Origin of the sequence: Pseudoduganella plicata, assembly GCF_004421005.1 — a bacterium.
Taxonomy (GTDB): domain Bacteria; phylum Pseudomonadota; class Gammaproteobacteria; order Burkholderiales; family Burkholderiaceae_D; genus Rugamonas; species Rugamonas plicata.
Window position 1 is genome coordinate 5,210,677 of sequence record NZ_CP038026.1, and the last position, 18,951, is coordinate 5,229,627.

The following is an 18,951-nucleotide window of genomic DNA, read 5'->3' on the forward strand; positions in this document are numbered from 1 at the left end:
TGGTTAGCGCAGTAGTGAAGCCAGCCGTCTGGCTGACCGGATTCGTTCATCGTCGTCGAGTGCGCGATAACGGAGCGCACCATAGAGTTCCAGGAATTCCGCGAGTGCGGCTTTCCGCTCTTCCGGCAGCGGCAGCGCCCGGAGCCGCAGCGCCAGGCTATGTGGACCCTCGCCGGGCGCGGGCACGAGACCCAGACCGGCGGCATGACGGCAGAAGCGCGCATACGCGGCCTGAACCGGATCAAGGGCGCGACGTTGCCGCCACCGGTATCCGGCCCAGGCCAGCGCGCCCAGCAGCGCCGCCGCTGCGGGCGTGCGCCAGTTGCCGATGGCTTGCCATAGTTCCACAAGGAAATTTTGCTGCCTCTCGGGATTGTAATCCAGGACCCATTGATTCCAAGCATTATTTGCCGCGTTCATGCCGAAACGCAGGCGCGAAAGCCACGAATCCTTATCGTTCTGTAACGCCATCAGCCCCGCCAGGCCAAATGGCGCCGGCCGTGGCAGCGCGCGCGACAGCCCCGAGTTGATCCGTTCCGGCGCCGCCGCCGCGGTCGGGTCGACGCGGCGCCAGCCCCGCCCGGGTACCCAGACCTCCGCCCATGCGTGCGCATCGGACTGGCGCACGGTGACGTAGCCATCCAGTGGATTGAGTTCGCCCCCCTGGTAGCCGGTGACGACGCGCGCCGGCACTCCGGCGGCCCGCATCAGGAACACGAACGAGCCGGCGAAGTGCTCGCAGAAGCCCTGGCGGGTGCGGAACAGGAAGTCGTCCACGCTGTTGCGGCCCAGCAGCGGCGGCTCCAGCGTGTATTCGAAGCGGCGCTGGCGCAGCATGCTCAGCACGGCGTCCACCAACTCCGCCGTCCCGCTGCCGCGTTCCCCGGCCAGCGCGTGCAGCCGGGCGCCCAGTGCGCGCGTGAGCGGATTGAAGCCGGGCGGCAGTTGCAGCCATTTGCCCGTCAAGGCGGGGTCGAGGTCGGCCTGCACCGCGTAGTCGGTGTGGGCCACGGCCGTGTAGCGCACCCGTTCATGCAGCGGTCGCAGGGTGTAGCTTTCCAGTTCGTCCGACGCAGAGACGCGCTGGCCGGGCACGATCAGATCGGGTGCCGTCAGCTCAAGCGTGAAAAGGTAGCGCTGCTGCGTGCCTTCCAGCGTGATCTCGTGCCGGATCGCGCTCCCGCCCAGGCGCAGGGTCAGGCCGTCCGTGATGCGGTTGATGTCGCGCCGGTAGGGTGTGCCGCCGATGCGCGTCCAGGTGCGGCCATCGTAGTTACTCAGGACCACGCCACGCCAGTACAGCCGGTTCTGCGGTGGTGCGGGGTCGAGGAAGCGCACCCGGAACGCCACTTCCTCGGACAGTGCCAGGTTCGTCATCGTGCCCGGCGCCATCGAGTCGGAGATGCCGGTGCGCGGGCCGCGCGCGTCGCCGGGCATTCCCCACAGTGGTCCCTGGATGCGCGGGAAGCCGACGAACAGCAGGGCCGCCAGCGGTGCCGCCAGCGTGGCCAGCTTGCCGGCCAGGCGCAGGCGCCGGCCCAGTGGCGGCACGGCACCCGTGTACTGGAACGTGATCTGGGCCGTCAGCAGCACGACGATGGTGGCGACCATCGCCACCCCCGTCAGGATCGTCTGCGAGTAGAAGAAATTTGTCAGCAGCAGGAAGAAGCTGAGGAACAGCACGACGAACAGGTCGCGCCGCGCATGCATTTCCAGCAGCTTGAACGCCAGCAGCAATGCCAGCATCGCCACGCCCGGATCGCGCCCCAGCAGCGTGCGGTACGAGTACCACACGCCGCCAATCGCCAGCAGCGCAATGGGCAGCAGCAGCCAGACAGGCGGCAGGCGGCGCCCGCGCAACGTCAGCAGCGCGCGCCAGAACAGCGTGACGCAGACGGTAGCGCTTATCCACCATGGCAGATGGGCGAAGTGGGGCGCAATGACCATGAACGCGGCGGCGACCAGCAGCAGCGTATCGGCTTTGTCGCGCGTAAGGGCCAGGTTCTTCATGCGCCGCCCTCCCTGCCGTACAAGGCCAGTGCGCGCAGGCACGCGGCCCGGTGGGCGTCGCCCAGCGCGGCCGGATAGTGCAGGTGGCCCAGGCGAAACGCATAGGGCAGGGCGCGGCCTTCGGCATCGAGCACCCACTGCGTCATGCGCGCCAGGCGCAGTTCGAGATCGAGCATGGGCTGCAGTTCGCCGAAATCGAGCAGCAGTTCGGCCACGGCGCCGCCATCGAAATGCTTGGTCACCAGCTGGCCGCCGTCGGCGGGGCCGAGGCGCGCGATCTGGCGCCATGCCAGGTGCCGCATCGGGTCGCCCGGCTGATAGCTGCGGATGCCGGCGAAATTGTCCAGGCCCACGGCGCCGTGGCCTTCCGCGCTGGCCGCGCCCCGCACCGGCAGCGGCGGCGCGTCCGCCTCGGGGAACGGGTAGACCAGCACGCGCATGTCCGGCTGCCAGTTGCTCCAGGCGCCGAAGAGGCCAAGCGGGAAGCGTGTCGTCAGGCGCACGGGCGGCGCCGGCAGCCAGCCCCGCTGCGGCGCCGGCACCGTCAGCACGACGGCCGCGCTGGCGCCGGCCGGCACGTCGACGGCATGCGGCAGCTCCATCGTGCGCGGCGTGCCAGGCGGATGAAAGCCCAGGCGCACGGCATGACGGTCGGTCGTGCCGTCGTTATGCAGCTGCACTTCGAACTGCGCTTCTTCGCCGGCAAAGACCGGCTGCGCGCGGCCGGCCGTCAGCCGCAGACCCGCCATGTTCATGACGGTCAGCACCATGTCCGCCACGGCGCACGAGCCGGCGAAAAACGTCAGCGCGAACCCCAGGCCCAGCGTGTAGTTGATGGCGCCGATCAGCATCAGCAGCAGCAGTACCGCATACGCCATGCCGGGCCGGGTCGGCAGCACATAGACCCGGCGCATCGTCAGCACGGCGGCACCGCTGGGCTCCGGCTTGCGGACGGCCGGCCTGAACATCGCTAGACGGGCACGGACTGCTGCAACCGCAGCACCAGGTCGCGGCTGGCCAGCGCCACGCCGTGCGCCGATTTCACCGGCCGCAGCCGGTGCGCGCAGACGGGCACCAGCACGGCCTGCACGTCCTCGGGAATGACGTGGTCGCGCCCTTCCAATGCCGCCCATGCGCGCGCGGCCTGCACCAGCGCCAGCGCCGCGCGCGGACTGAGTCCCTCCGCGAACGAGCCGTTCTGGCGCGACGCCTGGGCCAGCGCCTGGATGTAGTCGATCAGCGCGCCCGATGTGTGGATGTCGCGCAGGCCCCGCTGCGCGGCCGCCAGCTCGTCCGGCGTCATCGCGGCGGGCAGGGTTTTCAGCAGCGCGCGGCGGTCCTCGCCCATCAGCAGTGCGCGCTCCGCCGCCGCGTCGGGGTAGCCCAGCGAAAGGCACATCAGGAAGCGGTCCAGCTGCGATTCGGGCAGCGGGAACGTGCCGATCTGGTGGGTCGGATTCTGCGTGGCGATGACGAAGAATGGCGCCGGCAGCGCTCGCGTGACGCCGTCGGCCGTCACCTGGCGTTCCTCCATCGCTTCCAGCAGGCCCGATTGCGTCTTCGGCGTGGCGCGGTTGATCTCGTCGGCCAGCAGCACCTGGGTGAAGATGGGACCAGGATGGAACACGAAGCCGTTCTTTTCACGCTCGTAGATGGAGATGCCCGCGACGTCCGCCGGCAGCAGGTCGCTGGTGAACTGGATGCGGTTGAATTGCAGTCCCAGCGAAATCGCCAGCGCGTGCGACAGCGTGGTCTTGCCGACACCCGGCACGTCCTCCACCAGCAGATGGCCGCCGGCGAGCAGGCAGGTCAGCGCCTGGCGGATCTGCAGGTCCTTGCCGACGATGACCGTCCCCACCTGGCGCGCGACGGCGTGCAATTTGGCGTACATGGTGTCTGTTATAGTGGTGTCCGTGATGCAGGGGATTCTACCTTGCGCCATCCATCATGCGGTACAGAAACGAGTGGGGCAAACCACAGCAAAATGACGACAGCCATTTACAGCCATCCCGATTGCCAGCGTCACGAAATGGGGGAGTGGCACCCCGAATCGCCCGCGCGGCTGCTGGCCATCGCCGACCAGCTGATCAATTCCCACATCGACGACCTGATCGAGCACCGCGAAGCGCCGCTGGCCGACATGGAAGCCATCGCCCGCAACCACTCGCCCAATGCGATTGCCATCGTCAGGACCCAGCCGCATGAAGGCGACGATTACTATCCGATCGACGGCGACACGTCACTGAACCGGCACAGCTGGCAGGCCGCGTTGCGCGCCGCCGGTGCGGCCGTCGCCGCGACCAACGCCGTCATCGATGGCGAGATCGACAACGCATTCTGCTCCGTGCGCCCGCCCGGCCACCATGCGCGGCCATCGGCGCCAATGGGCTTCTGCCTGTTCAACAACGTCGCCATCGCGGCGCGCCATGCGCTGGACGGGCGCGGCCTGAAGCGCGTGGCCATCGTCGACTTCGACGTCCATCACGGCAACGGCACCGAGGAAGCGTTTCGCGACGAGCGCCGCGTGCTGATGGCCAGCTTCTTCCAGCACCCGTACTACCCGTATGTGGACGCGCTGCCGATCACGCCGAACCGCATCAACGTGCCGGTGCCCGCGTACACGAAGGGCGATGTGGTACGCCAGCTGGTGCTGGACAAATGGCTGCCGGCGCTGCACTCGTTCAAGCCGGAGATGATTTTCATTTCGGCGGGCTTCGATGCGCACCGCGAGGACGACCTGGGCGGCATGGGCCTCGTCGAAGCGGATTACGCGTGGATGACGGAGCAGCTGATGGCGGTGGCGAAGAAGCACGCCAGGGGGCGCATCGTCAGTTGCCTGGAGGGCGGTTACAACCTGTCCGCGCTGGGGCGCAGCGTGGTGGCGCATGTGAAGGCGCTGGCGGAGATCTGAACGCCGGGGACTGGCCGCGCGGCGGACCGACCTGAAGGTGCCAGTGCCCGAACGCCTCAGTTGATCGTCGAATAATCGAATTCCACCACCGCGTCGTCGCCCCACCCGCCATCGGCCAGCGGCGGCGTGAACGTGCGGTTGCGCTGCCGGTTGACGGGCAGCGCCTCGCGCCGCGAGCCCTCGCGCAGCCACGCGGCCCGCAGCGGCTGTGGCGCTTCGAAGCCGGTATGCGCCAGCGGCGAATGACATGGTCCGCCGCTCGCATCGAGGGCGCCGCGCGCCTGCGGTGTCAGCGCTTCCCGGTCGATAGCCCACTGCACGGCGCATTGCAGGCGCAGGTCGCCCAGCCGGCGCGCGCCGGCCGGCACGCCTGGACTGCGCACCTCCGGCCGCCAGCGGAACGAATTGCGTTTCTTGTTCAGCACCAGTTCCGCCCGATCCTCCAGCGCCGCCGCGCTGCGCGGCAGCACGAAGCCGCCGTCCGCCGCCAGCTCCACGGGCACCGTCACCTTGTCGCCGCTGATCTTCAACGTCAGGCCTTCCAGCGATTCGCCCGCGCCGGGGCGCAGCAGGAAACGCAGTACCCCCTGCGGCGCGTGCGCGCGCTCCTGCTCGAACGCGTCCAGTCCCTTGACCATCGTGCGATAGGCTTTCAGTTCCGGATCGCGTATGCCGGCCACTTCGACGACGGGGGCGGCATTGGCGCACGCGTGGGCGGCAAGCAGGAAGGCGAGGAGTTGGCGTTTCATGGGGCGAAGAGCGGACAGGCAAAGGGCAATGGTACCAGCGACTTGCTGCCGAGAAAATAGGCGCTGTGCGGTTTCCTCGGTAAAATAGCGGATTGTTCCAACGATTCTGAAGGCAAGAGCATGGCTATCCAATGGTTCCCCGGGCATATGAACGCCGCCAAGAAAAAGGCGGCGGAACAGATGGCGGACGTCGACGTCGTCATCGAAGTAGTCGATGCCCGCCTGCCCGCCGCCAGCTGCAATCCGCTGGTGGAGGAACTGCGCAAGTTCCGTGCGAAGCCATGCCTGAAGATCCTCAACAAGATCGACCTGGCGGACCCGGACGCCACGGCGGCGTGGGTGCGCCACTTCGAGCAGGACAGCAGCGTGACGGCCTATGCGATGACGACCAAGAAGCCGGCGGACGTGGCGAAAGTCATTGACAAGGCCCGCGCGCTGGCGCCGCATCGCGGCGTGGCGACCAAGCCGCTGCGCATGATGATCATGGGCATTCCCAACGTCGGCAAATCGACGTTGATGAACGCGCTCTTGAAGCGCCGCGTCGCCAAGGTGGGCGACGAGCCGGCTGTCACCAAAACGCAACAGAAAATCTACCTGGACCTGAACACGGCCATCATCGACACGCCAGGTTTATTGTGGCCGAAGATCGAAATGCCGAGCGACGGGCTGGCGCTGGCCGCCAGCCACGCCATCGGCGCCAATGCGCTGATTGAGGAAGAAGTGGCAACCTGGCTGGCCGAGGAGCTGCTGCGCCGCTATCCGCAACTGGTGCAGGCGCGCTACGGCTTCAAGAGCCTGGACGGCATGGACGGCATCGCCGTCGTGGAAGGGCTGGCGCAGAAGCGCGGCTACCGCATGCGCGGCGGCGACTGGGATTTCGAAAAGGCGTCGCACATGCTGCTGCAGGACTACCGCAGCGGCGCGCTGGGTCGCATCTCGCTGGAGACGCCGGAAACGCGCGCCGCAGCGCTGGCCGAGTACCGGGAGGCCGAGCGCATCAAGGCCGAGAAGGCCGCCATCAAGGCCGCCGAGAAGGAAGCCGAGAAGATGCGCGGCAAGCGAGGAACCTGATAGGGGTCTGCCCCCGGCAAGTGGTCCGGTCAGCGCCCGCCTGCGGCTTGATCGGAGGACTGACCCCGGTTTTTGGCTCCGCCGGCGGCCGGCTACTGCCGCAGTCTACCCGAACCTGAAACTCGACACCGCCAAGGCCCCGAAGAAATCCTCTTCGTGATAGACGACGGTTGCAGCATCGTCCTCCGCCGCGCCCAGCGCCACCATCAGCGGCAGCAGGTGTTCCTCGCGCGGATGCGCCTGGCGCGCGGCCGGTGCCCGCTCCCATTCCAGTAAGGCCGCCGTGCGCTCCTGCGGCGGCAAAGCCATCGCCGCGCGCAGCCAGGCGTCGAACGCATGCGACGCCGCGGCGCCCGCCCCATTGAACGCGCGCAGGTTGTGGTAACTGAGGCCACTGCCGACGATCAGTACACCCTCGCTGCGCAACGCGGCCAGCGCGCGGCCGACCGCCACGTGCTCTGCCGGATCGAGTCCATGCCGCAGCGACAGCTGCACGATTGGCACGTCCGCCTCGGGAAACACCGGGTACAGCGCGGAAAACGTGCCGTGATCGAAGCCGCGTGCATCGTCCAGCACGGCCCCGTGGCCCGCCTCCCGCAACAGCGCCTGTACGCGCGCGGCCAGCGCCGGTTCGCCCGGCGCGTCATACCGGATCGCGTAGGTATGCGGCGGGAAGCCGCCGTAGTCGTAGATCATCGGCGGCCGCGTGCCGGACGAGATCATGAAGTCGCGGCGGCCTTCGGCTTGCCGCCGATCTGGCGCACGATGTCGCGCAGCGATGCATCGAGCGCATCGTACGCCTGGCCGAACTGTTCGCGCATCCACGGCCATGGGCCGCCGCCATGCGACAGGAAGTAAGTGGGTAGCTGAGGCATTTGTTCTCCGTGCTCGTCGTTCGTCGATACGCACTATATGGCAGCGCGGCATGCCACCACAACGGCCAGAATATCGATACTGACGTTCGATTTGCCGGGTCAGCGCACCAGCATCGCCACCCGCACCAGCGCAAACAGCCGCGCCACGCGCATCCAGCCGATCACCAGCGCAATCAGCTGCGTCAGCAGTAGCGCGGCGATCAGCTGCACCGGTCCCACCGGCGGCACCTGCAGCCGGCCCAGCGCCAGCGAGGCCGCCAGTACCAGCCCCGCTACCGTGAACAGCGCATAGGCGCTCAGCACGGGTCCGGGCCGCTGCGCCAGCAACCCAAGGCCGCGCCACCACCCGGCCACCGCCGACGTGCGGCGGCGGTCGGTTGCCAGTGCGGCACGCCCCGCGTCCAGCGTCAGGTTGACCAACAGGACCAGCAGCGCCGCCGCCGCGCCGGCCGCGAGCGTGGCATTGCGCGCGTCCTCCGGTAGTATCACCGTGCGGCCGTGGGCCCGGGCCATGTCCAGCAGCCACATGCCGAGAAAAACGGCCGCGCCCAGCGGCACCACCGCCCAGCACAGCATGCGGGCCATGCGCGGATACTCGGCCAGCGCGCCGGCCAGCAGCGCTCTGAAACGCAACTGGTCCGGCGCGCGCGCCGCGGCGACGACGGCACCCGACAGCAACGGCGACAACGCCAACGTCAGCGCCAGCGCGCCGAAGCCCGCCGTGCCGATGGCGGGCATCTGTCGCCCCAGCACCGTCGCCAGGTCGCCGAGGGCGACGATGTCGAGGGCGCGTGCCAGCGCCGGCGCATGCGTCGAATAGTCCAGTTGTCCCGCCAGCAGGCTGTAGACGGGTATGGCCAGCAGCAGGGTAGGCAGCAGCACGCACGCGGCCCACAGCAGCAACAGGCGCCACTGCAGCGCGGCGCGGGCGGACAGGCTCAGGATCGATGTCATACGGTCGCCAGCAGGGCCAGTAAGGTCTGTACGATGGTGCCGAAGTCCAGCGTCCAGCGCCGGGTCGCGCTGGTGTCCGGCGCCAGGGTGCGGCCGTCATCGAGCTTGTTCGCATCGAGCAGGTGCCGGCGGTCGGGGTCCAGCTGCGCCGAAATCGCCTGCGCCGGCCGTACCCATTCGAAGCGGCGCCACTTTTCGGCACCGTTCCACTGCACCGTCTCGCGGCTGCCGTCGGCAAACGTGACGACCAGCGTCTGCGGCACCGCCGCGCCGCGCCGGCGCAGCACGACGGCGGTGCGATACGGGTACGGCCCCGTGCCGTCGCGCGCATCCGGGTTCGCCTTGCGCCACCGCTTCCGCGCCGCTTCCGCGCGCTCGTCGGCCTGCTCCAGCGTGACGTTCACGTACCTGCCGCCCACCAGCTCCCAGCCCGGCTGCGGTACCACTTCTTCGCTGGTGAAGTCGGCAATGCGATCGTCCACCGCCTGGGTCGCGTAGACCTGCTGCTCGAACACCGTGTTGACGAGGTCCGCGCGGCCGCTGACCTCCGCCAGCGTTGCGCGCAGATCCGCGGTGCTGGGGTGACGGAATTGCCACCGGCGGTAGTATTCGCGCATCGCCCGCTCCATCGTGTCCTTGCCCAGCTGCGCCTCCAGGTCGTGCAGCATCAGCGCCGTGCGCGCGTACACGGGGCCGACGCCTTCCAGCCGTCCCCAGGCGTTTTCACCCAATGGGTCGGCCGGCTCGTCCAGCGACAGGCCGATGCGCTCGAAGCCGAACACGTCGAAGGCGGGCGCGAAGCCGAGGCGGCGCAGCAGCGAATTGGTCGCATAGAGCCGCTGCCCGCGCGCCCGCAGCATGCGCTGGTCCCAGAATTCGTTGAGGCCTTCGTCCAGTATCGGTTCCTCGAACTCGTTGCTGGCCAGGATGCCGTGGAAATAGCCGTGGCCGAATTCATGGATGGTGACGAAGTCCAGCGTCATCTCCCCCATCGTGCCGGGTGCCGGGTCGGGCACGCTGTCGGCCGTGAAGAACGTGGGGTATTCCATGCCGCTGGCTTCGCGCCCGTTGAACGGCGGGATCACCGCCGTGACGGCGCGGTAAGGGTAGGGGCCCAGCGTGCGTTCGAAGTACGCCAGCGAATCGAGCGTGGCCTTCAGCACGGGCGCCGCATTGGAGCGGTACTCGGGCGGGAACAGCACGGTGACCTGCACCGCGTGGCCGGCCGCGCCCTTGTACGTGGCGCGCAGCGGCGGGGCCGTGCGGCTGTCCGCCGTCCAGGCGAAATCGTGCACGTCGCCCTGCACGAAGCGATGCGTGACAAGGCCGTTCTTCTCGACGGGCGCGCCCTGCGGCTCGCCCGTCGCGCCGACCGTATAGCCCTTCGGTACCGTCAGACGCACATCGTAATGACCGAAGTCCGCGTAGTACTCCGACTCGGCATGATACTCGTGGGCATTCCAGCGCACCGTCGTGGCGCCCCGTTCGCCCGGCAGTTCCAGCACGGCGATCTTGGGAAACCATTGCGCCACCAGGTGGAAGGTATCGAAGTAACCCGTGCGCACCGTCACGCGCGGCAGCTGGTCGAAGAAAGCGATATCGAGCGTCGTGCTGGCGCCCGCCGCCACGGGCTCGGGCAGGTCGAAGCGCACCACCGTGCGGTCCGTGGCCGGTCCGCCATCGGGTTGCACGAATGTCCACGGCACCTTGCGCCCGTTCTGGGTGACCGAGCGCAGCTCCGTGTAGCCGTATTTCTCGTCCCCCGCGTCCAGCCCCGAGCGGAATCCTTCGCCGCCATGCCGTTCTTCCGTATAGAACGTGCTGTTCTCGTTGCGGTGCGCATTCAGGTACAGGTGCAGATAGACGCTGCGCACCGGCCGGTCGCTGCGGTTGCGCCACGTGAGCTGCTGGCGCGCCTCGACGGTGTGGCGGATCGGGTCAAGGGTGGCGTCGATCCGGTAACTGGCGACGCGGTCGGACAGTGTAGCCTCGGTCCCGGTGCGCGGGCCGCCCCAGGCGTTCGGCGCGCTGGGCGTGCGCACGGCGGCGGCATTGGCCGGCGCCATCGGGATATCGTCAGGCGTTGGCGGCGCGGCGGTGGCCGCATGGACAGCCAGCGCGGCCAGCGCGGCAGCGGCAAGGATCTTGAGCGAACGGCAAGGCGGCATGGTGCACCTGTCGAGGTAGCGATGCTGTCACTATAACGGTTTGCCCCGCTGTTGTGGCGTGCCGTGCACACGGGACCGCCGGGGCTTAAACCCGCCTTAATTTCGCCGCGGGGGTGAACCGGGGCGCCAAAAGGTGGTAATCTCGCGGCGTTTACCGTCGGGAGGGCAGCCCTTCCCGATGGCCGTTTTCCGCAACCAGACAAGAAGGAAGATCATGCGTTTTCTGCGCCTCATGCTTGCCGCCACCGCCCTGCTGGCATTTACCGCCACCTCCCGCGCCGCCGAGATCCGCGACGGCGCCGGCTACCAGACGCTGGCACAGCCCGTGCGCTCCGACACGGGCAAGAAGGTCGAGGTCATCGAATTCTTCATGTACACGTGCCCGCACTGCAATACACTGGACCCGATGCTGTCGGAATGGGTGAAGAAGCAGGGCGACAAGATCGCCTTCCGCCGCCTGCACTTCCCGGCCGGCGGCGAGAAGGACCCGCTGGCGCACGCCTACCTCACGCTGGAAGCGATGGGTCAGGCCGAGCAGTTCCATCCGAAGTTCTTTAACGCGATCCACGTGCAGCGCGATCGTATCTACCGCAGCGACGAGCAGATCCTGGACTTCCTCGTCAAGAACGGCATCGACAAGGCCAAGTACCAGCAGTTCTTCAACTCGTTCGGCGTGCTGACCAAACTGAAGCGGCTGAGCGCCACCATCGGCGCCTACAAGGTCGAGAGCGCGCCGACGATCGTCGTCGACGGGCGTTACGTCACGTCGCCAACCATCGCGGGCGCACCGAACATGCCCGAACTGCAGGCCGGCAAGAACACGCTGGCCGTGCTGGACGCGCTGGTGGCGAAGGTCGCGGCAGAGAAGAAATAAGCAGGAAGGAGCGGCACCATGAGCGAGCGGGAAAAAGACGTCATGCAGATGTACGATGCGCTGGCGCCGGACGAGAAGCGGCTGTTCAGCGCCAGCAACGTCAACCACCTGGGCTGGAGCCTGGTCGTGGTGCTGGCCCTGCTGCTGGCGTGGTTCGGCGCGGCACTGGTCAACGCGGAGAACCAGCGCAACGCGCTGATGACGAAGCAATGCCAGGACCGCGTCTTCAAGGAAGAAGTGGACAAGACGTGCCTGCTGACCGTGCGTTCGCGCGAGCACTGGTGGCAGCATCTGACGTATGCGCTGGGGCATTTGTCTCCGGAGAAGTAAGCGCCGATGCCGGAATGGGCCCGCTGTTGCAGCGGGCCTTTTTGTTTGCCTACGCATCGTGGTCTCCGGCATCCTGCCCGCCAACGCTGCGCTGCTGGAGAACAGGGCTGTGACAGGCGGCGGCAGAGCAGACTGCTGTGTCTGCGGCCTCCGCGTGCTCTGCACCGAGCCGCTTTCGGCGGGCCCGTTTCATTAAAAATATTCTTTGTAATCAAGCTGTTGTGTACATGCCTCGGATTGTTGCACGCAAGTTCATCAATCGCATGTTTTCATATTCACAGACCATTCCTTAAGGCAATATTCACAGTTATCACATATGTGTTTAACAGTTCTTGGGAATTATCGTGAAATTACGGACAAAAATGCTGGCCGCCTTCGGTGCAGTTCTGGTGGTGTTCATCGTCGCCATCACCACCGCGCTGATCGGCATGCGCTCGGCCAAGGAAAGCTTCAATACCTTCATCGACCGCGACCAGGCCTTCCTCAGCGTCAGCGATGCGCTGTATGCGCAGGGCCTGCAAATGGGCCAGGCGCTGCGCAATATCATCCTGTCGCCGCAGAACCAGCAGGGCTACAAGAATCTGGCGACGGCGCGCAAGGATTTCCGTGAAGCGCTCGCCAGGGCCGAGCAGCTGTCCGGCGATGACGCGGCGGCGTCGAAAATCCTGGCCGACATCAAGGACCTGCATGCGCAGCAAAGCGGCCTGCAGGACGAGATTGTCAAGCTGGCGGTGCCCGACCAGCCGACCGCCATCGCCACGCTGAACGCGAAGGAAACCCCGGTCTGGCGCAAGATCCGCGGCCACATCCTGGAACTGCGCAAGGCCAAGGAAACCACGGTCGCCGACGCCAAGGTCGAACTGGCCGCGCGCACGGGCGCGATCGAGACGTACAGCATCGCGTTCGCGGCCGCAGCGGTGCTGATCGCCATCGGCGTCGCGCTGGCGATCACCCGCACCATCATGCGTCAACTGGGTGGCGAACCGGCTTATGCGGCGTCGATCGCATCGTCGATCGCGGCCGGCGACCTCTCCCAACCCATTGAACTGGACCGCACGGACGACAACGCCAGCCTGCTGTTCGCGATGCGTTCGATGCGCGACAGCCTGGCGGGCCTGGTGCAGCAGGTCCGCTCGGGCACCGACGTCATCGAGACGGCATCGGCGGAAATCGCCGCCGGTAATATGGATCTGTCGACGCGCACGGAGGAGCAGGCCAGTTCGCTCGAGGAAACGGCGGCCGCGATGGAAGAACTGACTTCCACCGTGGGCCTCAATTCGGAGAACGTGCGCCAGGCGAACGCGCTGGCCAATACGGCCTCCGAGGTCGCCGTGAAGGGCGGCCAGGTGGTGGCGGAAGTTGTCGGCTGCATGGACTCGATCAGCGACGCCGCCAGGCGTATCGTCAACATCATCGGCGTCATCGACGGCATCGCGTTCCAGACCAACATCCTGGCGCTGAACGCGGCGGTGGAAGCGGCGCGCGCCGGCGAACAGGGACGCGGCTTTGCCGTTGTCGCCTCGGAAGTGCGCAACCTGGCACACCGCAGCGCCTCGGCTGCAAAAGAAATCAAGGAACTGATCGACGACTCGGTGCAGCGCGTGGATGCGGGCACGCGTCTCGTCGACGCCGCGGGCGGCACGATGAACGAAGTCGTCGCCAGCGTACGCCGTGTCACGGGCATCATGGGAGAGATCGCGCTCGCCGGTGAAGAGCAGAGCCGCGGCATCGGTCAGGTCAACGAGGCGGTCGGCCAGATGGACGAGGCCACGCAGCGCAATGCCGCGCTGGTGGAAGAGGTGACGGCGGCCGCCGATTCGATGGCCGCGCAGGCGAAGAACCTGGCGGCCATCGTCAGTACCTTCCGCCTCGCGTAAAGGCGAAAGCGGGGTTTCTCAGCCGACCATCAGCTTGACGGACTTCAGGTCCACGCTGTCCGGCCCCACATGGATCGTGAAGCTGCCCGGTTCGACGACGCGCTTCATGTCCACATTGAAGAACCACAGGTCGCTCGGCCGGATATCGAAGACGAGCGTCCTCTTCTCGCCGGGGTTCAGCGTCACGCGCTGGAAGCCCTTCAGCTCCAGCACGGGGCGCGTCACGGACGAGACGTCGTCGCGGATGTACAGCTGCACGACTTCGTCGCCCCTGACCGGTCCCACGTTCGTCACGTCCACTTCTACCTGCGTGCTGTCGGCCAGGCCGATCGACGATTTCTTCAGGCGCGGCGCGGCGATGTCGAACTTCGTGTAGCTGAGGCCAAAGCCGAACGGGAACAAAGGCTTGGTGCTGCCGTCGATATAGCCGCGCCGGGCCGAGGGCTTGTGGTTGTAGAAGATCGGCAGCTGGCCCACGTCGCGGGCAATCGACACGGGCAGCTTGCCGCCCGGGTTGGCCCGGCCGAACAGGATGTCCGCGGCGGCGTGGCCCGTTTCCTGGCCCAGGTACCAGCCTTCGACCAGCGCGTCGGCGCGCTGCGCCAGCAGGTTGACCGACAATGGACGGCCGTTCAGCAAGAACACGACCGTCGGTTTGCCCAGCGCGAAGATGGCGTTTGCCAGCTCGTTCTGCTGGCCCATCAGGTCCAGGCTGTTGCGGTCGCCCAGGTGGTTGTCCGCCCACGCCTCGCGGCTGGTCTGCTCGTTGTCGCCCAGGACCATGACGATGGTGTCGGCGTTCTTCGCCGCCGCCACGGCCTCCGCGATCAGCCGCGCGTTGACCTCCGGCGGGGTGAACTTGATCTCGTCCTTGCCCCAGATGCGTTCCTCGGTGATGCGCACGGCTTCGCGGTAATCGAAGCCGAAGCCCTGCGCCTTTGCTTCGGCCTGCAGCGCGTCGTGAATCGACACCACGTGGCGCGGCACGTCCGAATAGCCGCCGATGGGCGTGTCTTTCGCGTGGGTGCCAAGCAGCAGCAGCTTGCCGACCTTCTTGCTGTTCAAAGGCAGCAGGCCCTTGTCGTTTTTCAGCAGCACGACGGAACGCACGGCAGCTTCGCGGGCGAGGGCGACGGCATCCGCCGTTGCCGTCAGCCCGTCCGCTGCCTGCGCGTCCACGTACGGCTGTTCGAACAGGCCCGCGTTGAATTTCAGTTCCAGGATGCGGCGCACCATGGTGTCGATCTCCGCGACCTTGACCTTGCCTTCCCTGACCAGCTGCGCCAGCTCGCGGTAGCCGTGGCCGTCCGGCGTCTCGATGTCGACACCGGCCCTGATCGCGTACAGCGCCGCGTCCTTCGGCGTGTCCGCCAGGCGATGGCGCGTGACGAGCTCCTTGATGCCGAAGTAATCCGACACCATGACGCCCTTGAACCCCACTCCTGACGGCATACCTTGTTCAGAAGCCAGCGGTTGGCATGCGATGGCACGCCGCCGATCTCGTTATATGACGGCATGATGGCGGCCACTGGCGTCTCGCGCACGAGCTTCTCGAACGGCGGGAAGAATTCCTCGCGCAAGGTGCGCTCCGACACTTCGGCCGGCCCGATATTCGTGCCCGATTCCGGCTGGCCATGGCCCGTCATGTGCTTCAGCGTGGCCAGCACCTTGTCCTTTGCCAGCTTGCGGTCCGTGCCGGAGAAGCCGAGTACCGCGGCCTTGCCCATCTCGCCGCACAGGAACGGGTCTTCGCCATAGGTTTCCTCGATGCGGCCCCAGCGCGGTTCGCGCGCCACGTCCACGACCGGCGCCAGGGCGAAATTGGCGCCGCGCGCACGCATCTCGCGCGCGGCGACGGAAAACACCTTCTGCGCCAGCGCGGGATCGAAACTCGATGCCAGGCCGATCGCCTGCGGGAACGACGTCGCGTCCTTCGCCACATAGCCGTGCAGCGCTTCCTCGTGCATGAACAGCGGGATGCCCAGGCGCGTCTGCTCGACCGCCCACTTCTGTACGGCGTTCACGTACGTGGCCGTTTCCAGCGCGGTGCGGTTGGCGCGGGCACCGCTGTCGCCGGCGCCGCCGGGCTTGGCGCTGTCCGCGCTGGCCTGCCCCTGGCGGTCGGACGGCCGCGCCATCATGCCCAGGCCGTGCGGATACCGCTGCGACGCCTTGGCCGGTGCGAAGTCGCCGTTGGCTTCCTCGATCAGGTTCTTCTCTTGCCAGACGCAGTCCATCTGCGCGATCTTTTCCTCCAGCGTCATGCGCTTCAACAGGTCGTCGACGCGTTTCGGCACCGGCGCGGCCGGGTCCTTGTACGGCGGGGGCGCATCGGTGGCGGCCAGCGCGAGCGTGGGCGCCGATGCGATGGCCGCCAGGCCCGTCATGGAAGTGAGGAACTGCCGGCGTTCGGGGTTGGTCTTGTCAGTCATCTTGTCTCCTCCGTTTTATTTTCAGCGCTTGCCGGCGCGTGTCGCCACGTCCACCCAGACTGCCAGCGTCAGGATGAAGCCCTTGACGATCATCTGCCAGTAGGTATCGACGTCCAGCATCGACATGCCGTTATCCAGGCTGGCCATCACCAGCGCGCCGATCAGCGCGCCGTACACGGTGCCCGAGCCGCCGCGCATCGACGTGCCGCCGATGAAGCAGGCGGCAATGGCATCGAGTTCGCCGGACATGCCGGCCGACGGCGAACCCGCCGCCAGGCGGGCCGTGTTGATCACGCCGGCCAGGGCGCACATCAGCCCCATGATCCCGAAGATCCACAGCTTGACGGCCTTGACGTTGATGCCGGACAGGCGTGTCGCTTCCATGTTCGAGCCGACGGCATAGATGCGGCGGCCGAACACGGTCTGCGTCGTCATGTACGTGAAGACGGCCAGCAGCGCGAGCAGCAGCAGCACGGGCAGCGGAATGCCTTCGTAGCTGTTCAGCGTCGTGACGAAGCCCGCCAGCACGGCGGCGATCAGGACCAGGCGCAGCGCGTCGCGCCAGATGGGTGCCTGCTCCAGCCCGTGCCTGGCGCGGCTGGCGCGCTGGCGCCACGTCAGGAACACCGCCACACCAAACAGCACGACGCCCAGCAGCAGGCCCAGTTGCGGCGCCAGGTAGCCCTGGCCCAGGTGCACCAGCTCCGGCGACACGGGCGCCACCGTCACGCCGCCCGTCACGCCCAGCACGATGCCGCGGTAGGCCAGCATGCCGCCGAGGCCGACAATGAACGAAGGGATGTGCAGGTAGGCCGTCAGGTAGCCGTTGAACAGGCCGATGAACAAGCCGACGCCAAGAACGATCAGCAGGTTGATGGGCAGCGACATGCCGTGCGTGACGTCCAGCACGGCGGCAATGCCGCCCAGGAGGCCCAGCAGCGAGCCGACCGACAGGTCGATCTCGCCGGCGATGATGACAAGCGACATGCCACAGGCGACGATGCCGGTGATGGCCATCTGGCGCATCAGGTTCGACATATTGCGCGGCGTGATGAAGCCGCCTTCCGTCTTCCATGTGAAGAAGCCCCAGATCAGCGCGATGGCGATCAGGAGCGCCAGCATCTTATATTGCGTAAACAGCTTTTTGAGTTGGTTGCTTTGCATGGGAATGGAGGGTCAGTGGGTGATTGCCGCGGTCAGCAGCGTTTCCTGCGTCAGGTTGTCGTTGACGAAGTCGCCGCGCAGTTTTCCTTCGCCGATCACGAGCACGCGGTCTGAGATGCCCAGCACTTCCTGCAGCTCGGACGACACCATGATGATCGACATGCCCTGTCTGGCAAGGTCGAACATCAGCTGGTAGATCTCGAACTTGGCGCCCACGTCGACGCCGCGCGTGGGCTCGTCCAGGATCAGGATCTTCGGGCGCGTCAGCAGCATCTTCGACAGCACGGCCTTCTGCTGGTTGCCGCCGGACAGGCTTGTGATCGAAAGGAACGGGCTGGCCGTCTTGAGCTTCAGGCGCTTGACTTCCTCGCGCACCGTGCGCAGCTCTGCCTCGGCATCGATGCGGGTCGCGTGCGCGAAGTCGCGCAGCACCGCCATCGTCATGTTCTGGCCGACCGTCAGGTCCGGCACGATGCCGTGGTGCTTGCGGTCCTCCGGCACCATCGCCAGGCCGTTGCGGATGGCCTTCAGGGGCGTGCCCGTATCGAGCCGCTGGCCTTCGAGCAGGACTTCCGCCTCGTACGGCCCGTTATAGGCGCCGAAGATGGCCGAGACCAGTTCCGTGCGGCCGGCGCCCACCAGGCCGGCGATGCCAAGGATCTCGCCACGGCGCAGGTTGAACGACACGTTGTCGACCCGCTTGCGCTGCGGGTTGTCCGGATCCCAGCACGTCACGTTGCGCGCCTCGAACACGACCTCGCCCAGCGCATGTTCATGCTTCGGATACAGCTGGTTCATCTCGCGGCCCACCATCTGCGAGATGATGCGCTCCACGCTCATCTCGCGCATCGGCGTGGTGGCGATATGCTGGCCGTCGCGGATCGTCACGATCGTGTCGCAGATCGCCGCGATCTCATCCAACTTGTGCGAGATGTAGATGCACGTGACGCCCTTGGCCTTGAGCGAGCGCATGATGTCGAGCAGGACGGCGATTTCCGACGACGTCAGCGACGACGACGGCTCGTCCAGGATCAGCAGCCTGGCGTTCTTGTTGAGCGCCTTGGCGATCTCGATCAGCTGCTGGTGGCCGCCGCCATACTGCTTGACGGGCAGCACGACGTTGACGTCGCGGATATTCAGTTCGGCCAGCAGTTCCACGGCGCGGCGGTTCATCGCGTCGTAGTCCATCCGTCCGCCGGGCAGCCTGATCTCGTTACCGAGGAACAGATTCTCCGTCACCGACAGCTCCGGCACCAGCATCAGCTCCTGGTGGATGATGACGATGCCGGCCGCCTCCGTCTCGCGGATCGACGTCGCCTTCAACGGTTTGCCCTGCCAGAAAATCTCGCCGTCATAGGTGCCGTGCGGGTAGACGCCGGACAGCACCTTCATCAGCGTCGACTTGCCGGCGCCGTTCTCGCCACACAGGCCGACGCATTCGCCGGCCTTGACCCTGATGTCGATGCCGTTCAATGCCCGCACACCGCCGAACTGCTTGACGATGTTCCTCATTTCGAGCAGATACTCGTTCATGCG

At 66.8% G+C, this 18,951-nt stretch carries 14 protein-coding genes and 2 pseudogenes; 5 read left to right on the plus strand and 11 right to left on the minus strand.

All coding sequences use genetic code 11. The annotated features are described in order from the left end of the window. Nucleotides 1-3: 3 nt before the first annotated feature. Genes E1742_RS23025 through E1742_RS23035 form a run of 3 tightly spaced genes read right to left on the minus strand, consistent with a single transcriptional unit; the run spans nucleotide 4 to nucleotide 3,901 of the window. The gene (locus E1742_RS23025; RefSeq protein ID WP_134387423.1) at nucleotides 4-2,010 is read right to left on the minus strand and encodes a transglutaminase TgpA family protein; all 2,007 of its coding nucleotides are present in this window, start codon (nucleotides 2,008-2,010) and stop codon (nucleotides 4-6) included. Further along, entirely contained in the window at nucleotides 2,007-2,978 is a 972-nt protein-coding gene (locus E1742_RS23030; protein ID WP_134387424.1) for a DUF58 domain-containing protein, read from the minus strand. Before E1742_RS23030 ends, E1742_RS23025 begins: the two co-directional genes overlap by 4 nt. Before the next feature lie 2 nt (nucleotides 2,979-2,980). After that, nucleotides 2,981-3,901 carry an AAA family ATPase gene (locus E1742_RS23035; protein WP_134387425.1) on the minus strand — a complete coding sequence of 307 codons (921 nt, stop codon included), beginning with the start codon at nucleotides 3,899-3,901 and terminating at the stop codon, nucleotides 2,981-2,983. Between the two features lie 93 nt (nucleotides 3,902-3,994). Between E1742_RS23035 and E1742_RS23040 the strand changes: the two genes are divergently transcribed. Further along, nucleotides 3,995-4,921 carry a histone deacetylase family protein gene (locus tag E1742_RS23040; protein WP_134387426.1) on the plus strand — a complete coding sequence of 309 codons (927 nt, stop codon included), beginning with the start codon at nucleotides 3,995-3,997 and terminating at the stop codon, nucleotides 4,919-4,921. Between the two features lie 56 nt (nucleotides 4,922-4,977). Here E1742_RS23040 and E1742_RS23045 read toward each other — a convergent pair whose 3' ends face one another. Continuing rightward, a complete protein-coding gene (locus E1742_RS23045) occupies nucleotides 4,978-5,670 on the minus strand; it encodes a hypothetical protein (RefSeq protein ID WP_134387427.1) in 693 nt (230 codons plus the stop codon). Between the two features lie 120 nt (nucleotides 5,671-5,790). Between E1742_RS23045 and ylqF the strand changes: the two genes are divergently transcribed. Beyond that, on the plus strand, nucleotides 5,791-6,741 hold the full coding sequence (gene ylqF, locus E1742_RS23050; RefSeq protein ID WP_134387428.1) for a ribosome biogenesis GTPase YlqF: 951 nt from the start codon (nucleotides 5,791-5,793) through the stop codon (nucleotides 6,739-6,741). Nucleotides 6,742-6,846: 105 nt separating this feature from the next. On the opposite strand, the pseudogene E1742_RS23055 reads toward ylqF, so the two are convergent. The 3 genes and pseudogenes from E1742_RS23055 to E1742_RS23065 form a co-directional block, all read right to left on the minus strand. After that, nucleotides 6,847-7,616: pseudogene (locus tag E1742_RS23055) on the minus strand (DODA-type extradiol aromatic ring-opening family dioxygenase). Nucleotides 7,617-7,715: 99 nt separating this feature from the next. Then, entirely contained in the window at nucleotides 7,716-8,570 is an 855-nt protein-coding gene (locus E1742_RS23060; RefSeq protein WP_134387429.1) for a hypothetical protein, read from the minus strand. Then, complete coding sequence (locus E1742_RS23065) at nucleotides 8,567-10,738, minus strand: M1 family metallopeptidase (protein WP_134387430.1); 2,172 nt, start codon at nucleotides 10,736-10,738, stop codon at nucleotides 8,567-8,569. Before E1742_RS23065 ends, E1742_RS23060 begins: the two co-directional genes overlap by 4 nt. Nucleotides 10,739-10,952: 214 nt before the next feature. Here E1742_RS23065 and E1742_RS23070 point away from each other — a divergent pair, with 214 nt between their 5' ends. From E1742_RS23070 to E1742_RS27180, 3 genes are all read left to right on the plus strand, one after another. Further along, nucleotides 10,953-11,612 carry a thiol:disulfide interchange protein DsbA/DsbL gene (locus E1742_RS23070; protein WP_134387431.1) on the plus strand — a complete coding sequence of 220 codons (660 nt, stop codon included), beginning with the start codon at nucleotides 10,953-10,955 and terminating at the stop codon, nucleotides 11,610-11,612. An 18-nt stretch (nucleotides 11,613-11,630) separates the two neighbouring features. Beyond that, nucleotides 11,631-11,942 (plus strand): hypothetical protein, encoded by a 312-nt coding sequence (locus tag E1742_RS26270; RefSeq protein ID WP_166793544.1) that lies wholly within the window; start codon nucleotides 11,631-11,633, stop codon nucleotides 11,940-11,942. A gap of 344 nt (nucleotides 11,943-12,286) precedes the next feature. Beyond that, nucleotides 12,287-13,819, plus strand: a complete 1,533-nt coding sequence (locus E1742_RS27180; protein WP_276528539.1) for a methyl-accepting chemotaxis protein — start codon at nucleotides 12,287-12,289, stop codon at nucleotides 13,817-13,819. Between the two features lie 18 nt (nucleotides 13,820-13,837). On the opposite strand, the gene E1742_RS26960 is transcribed toward E1742_RS27180, so the two are convergent. The 4 genes and pseudogenes from E1742_RS26960 to xylG form a co-directional block, all read right to left on the minus strand. Continuing rightward, nucleotides 13,838-15,055 (minus strand): glycoside hydrolase family 3 C-terminal domain-containing protein, encoded by a 1,218-nt coding sequence (locus E1742_RS26960; RefSeq protein WP_371860238.1) that lies wholly within the window; start codon nucleotides 15,053-15,055, stop codon nucleotides 13,838-13,840. A gap of 36 nt (nucleotides 15,056-15,091) precedes the next feature. Next, nucleotides 15,092-16,251 (minus strand): annotated as a pseudogene (locus tag E1742_RS26965) (glycoside hydrolase family 3 protein); the annotation flags it as partial. 21 nt (nucleotides 16,252-16,272) lie between these two features. Beyond that, entirely contained in the window at nucleotides 16,273-17,415 is a 1,143-nt protein-coding gene (locus E1742_RS23090) for a sugar ABC transporter permease (protein WP_134387432.1), read from the minus strand. A gap of 12 nt (nucleotides 17,416-17,427) precedes the next feature. Beyond that, a complete protein-coding gene (xylG, locus tag E1742_RS23095) occupies nucleotides 17,428-18,948 on the minus strand; it encodes a D-xylose ABC transporter ATP-binding protein (protein WP_134387433.1) in 1,521 nt (506 codons plus the stop codon). Between the last annotated feature and the right edge of the window lie 3 nt (nucleotides 18,949-18,951).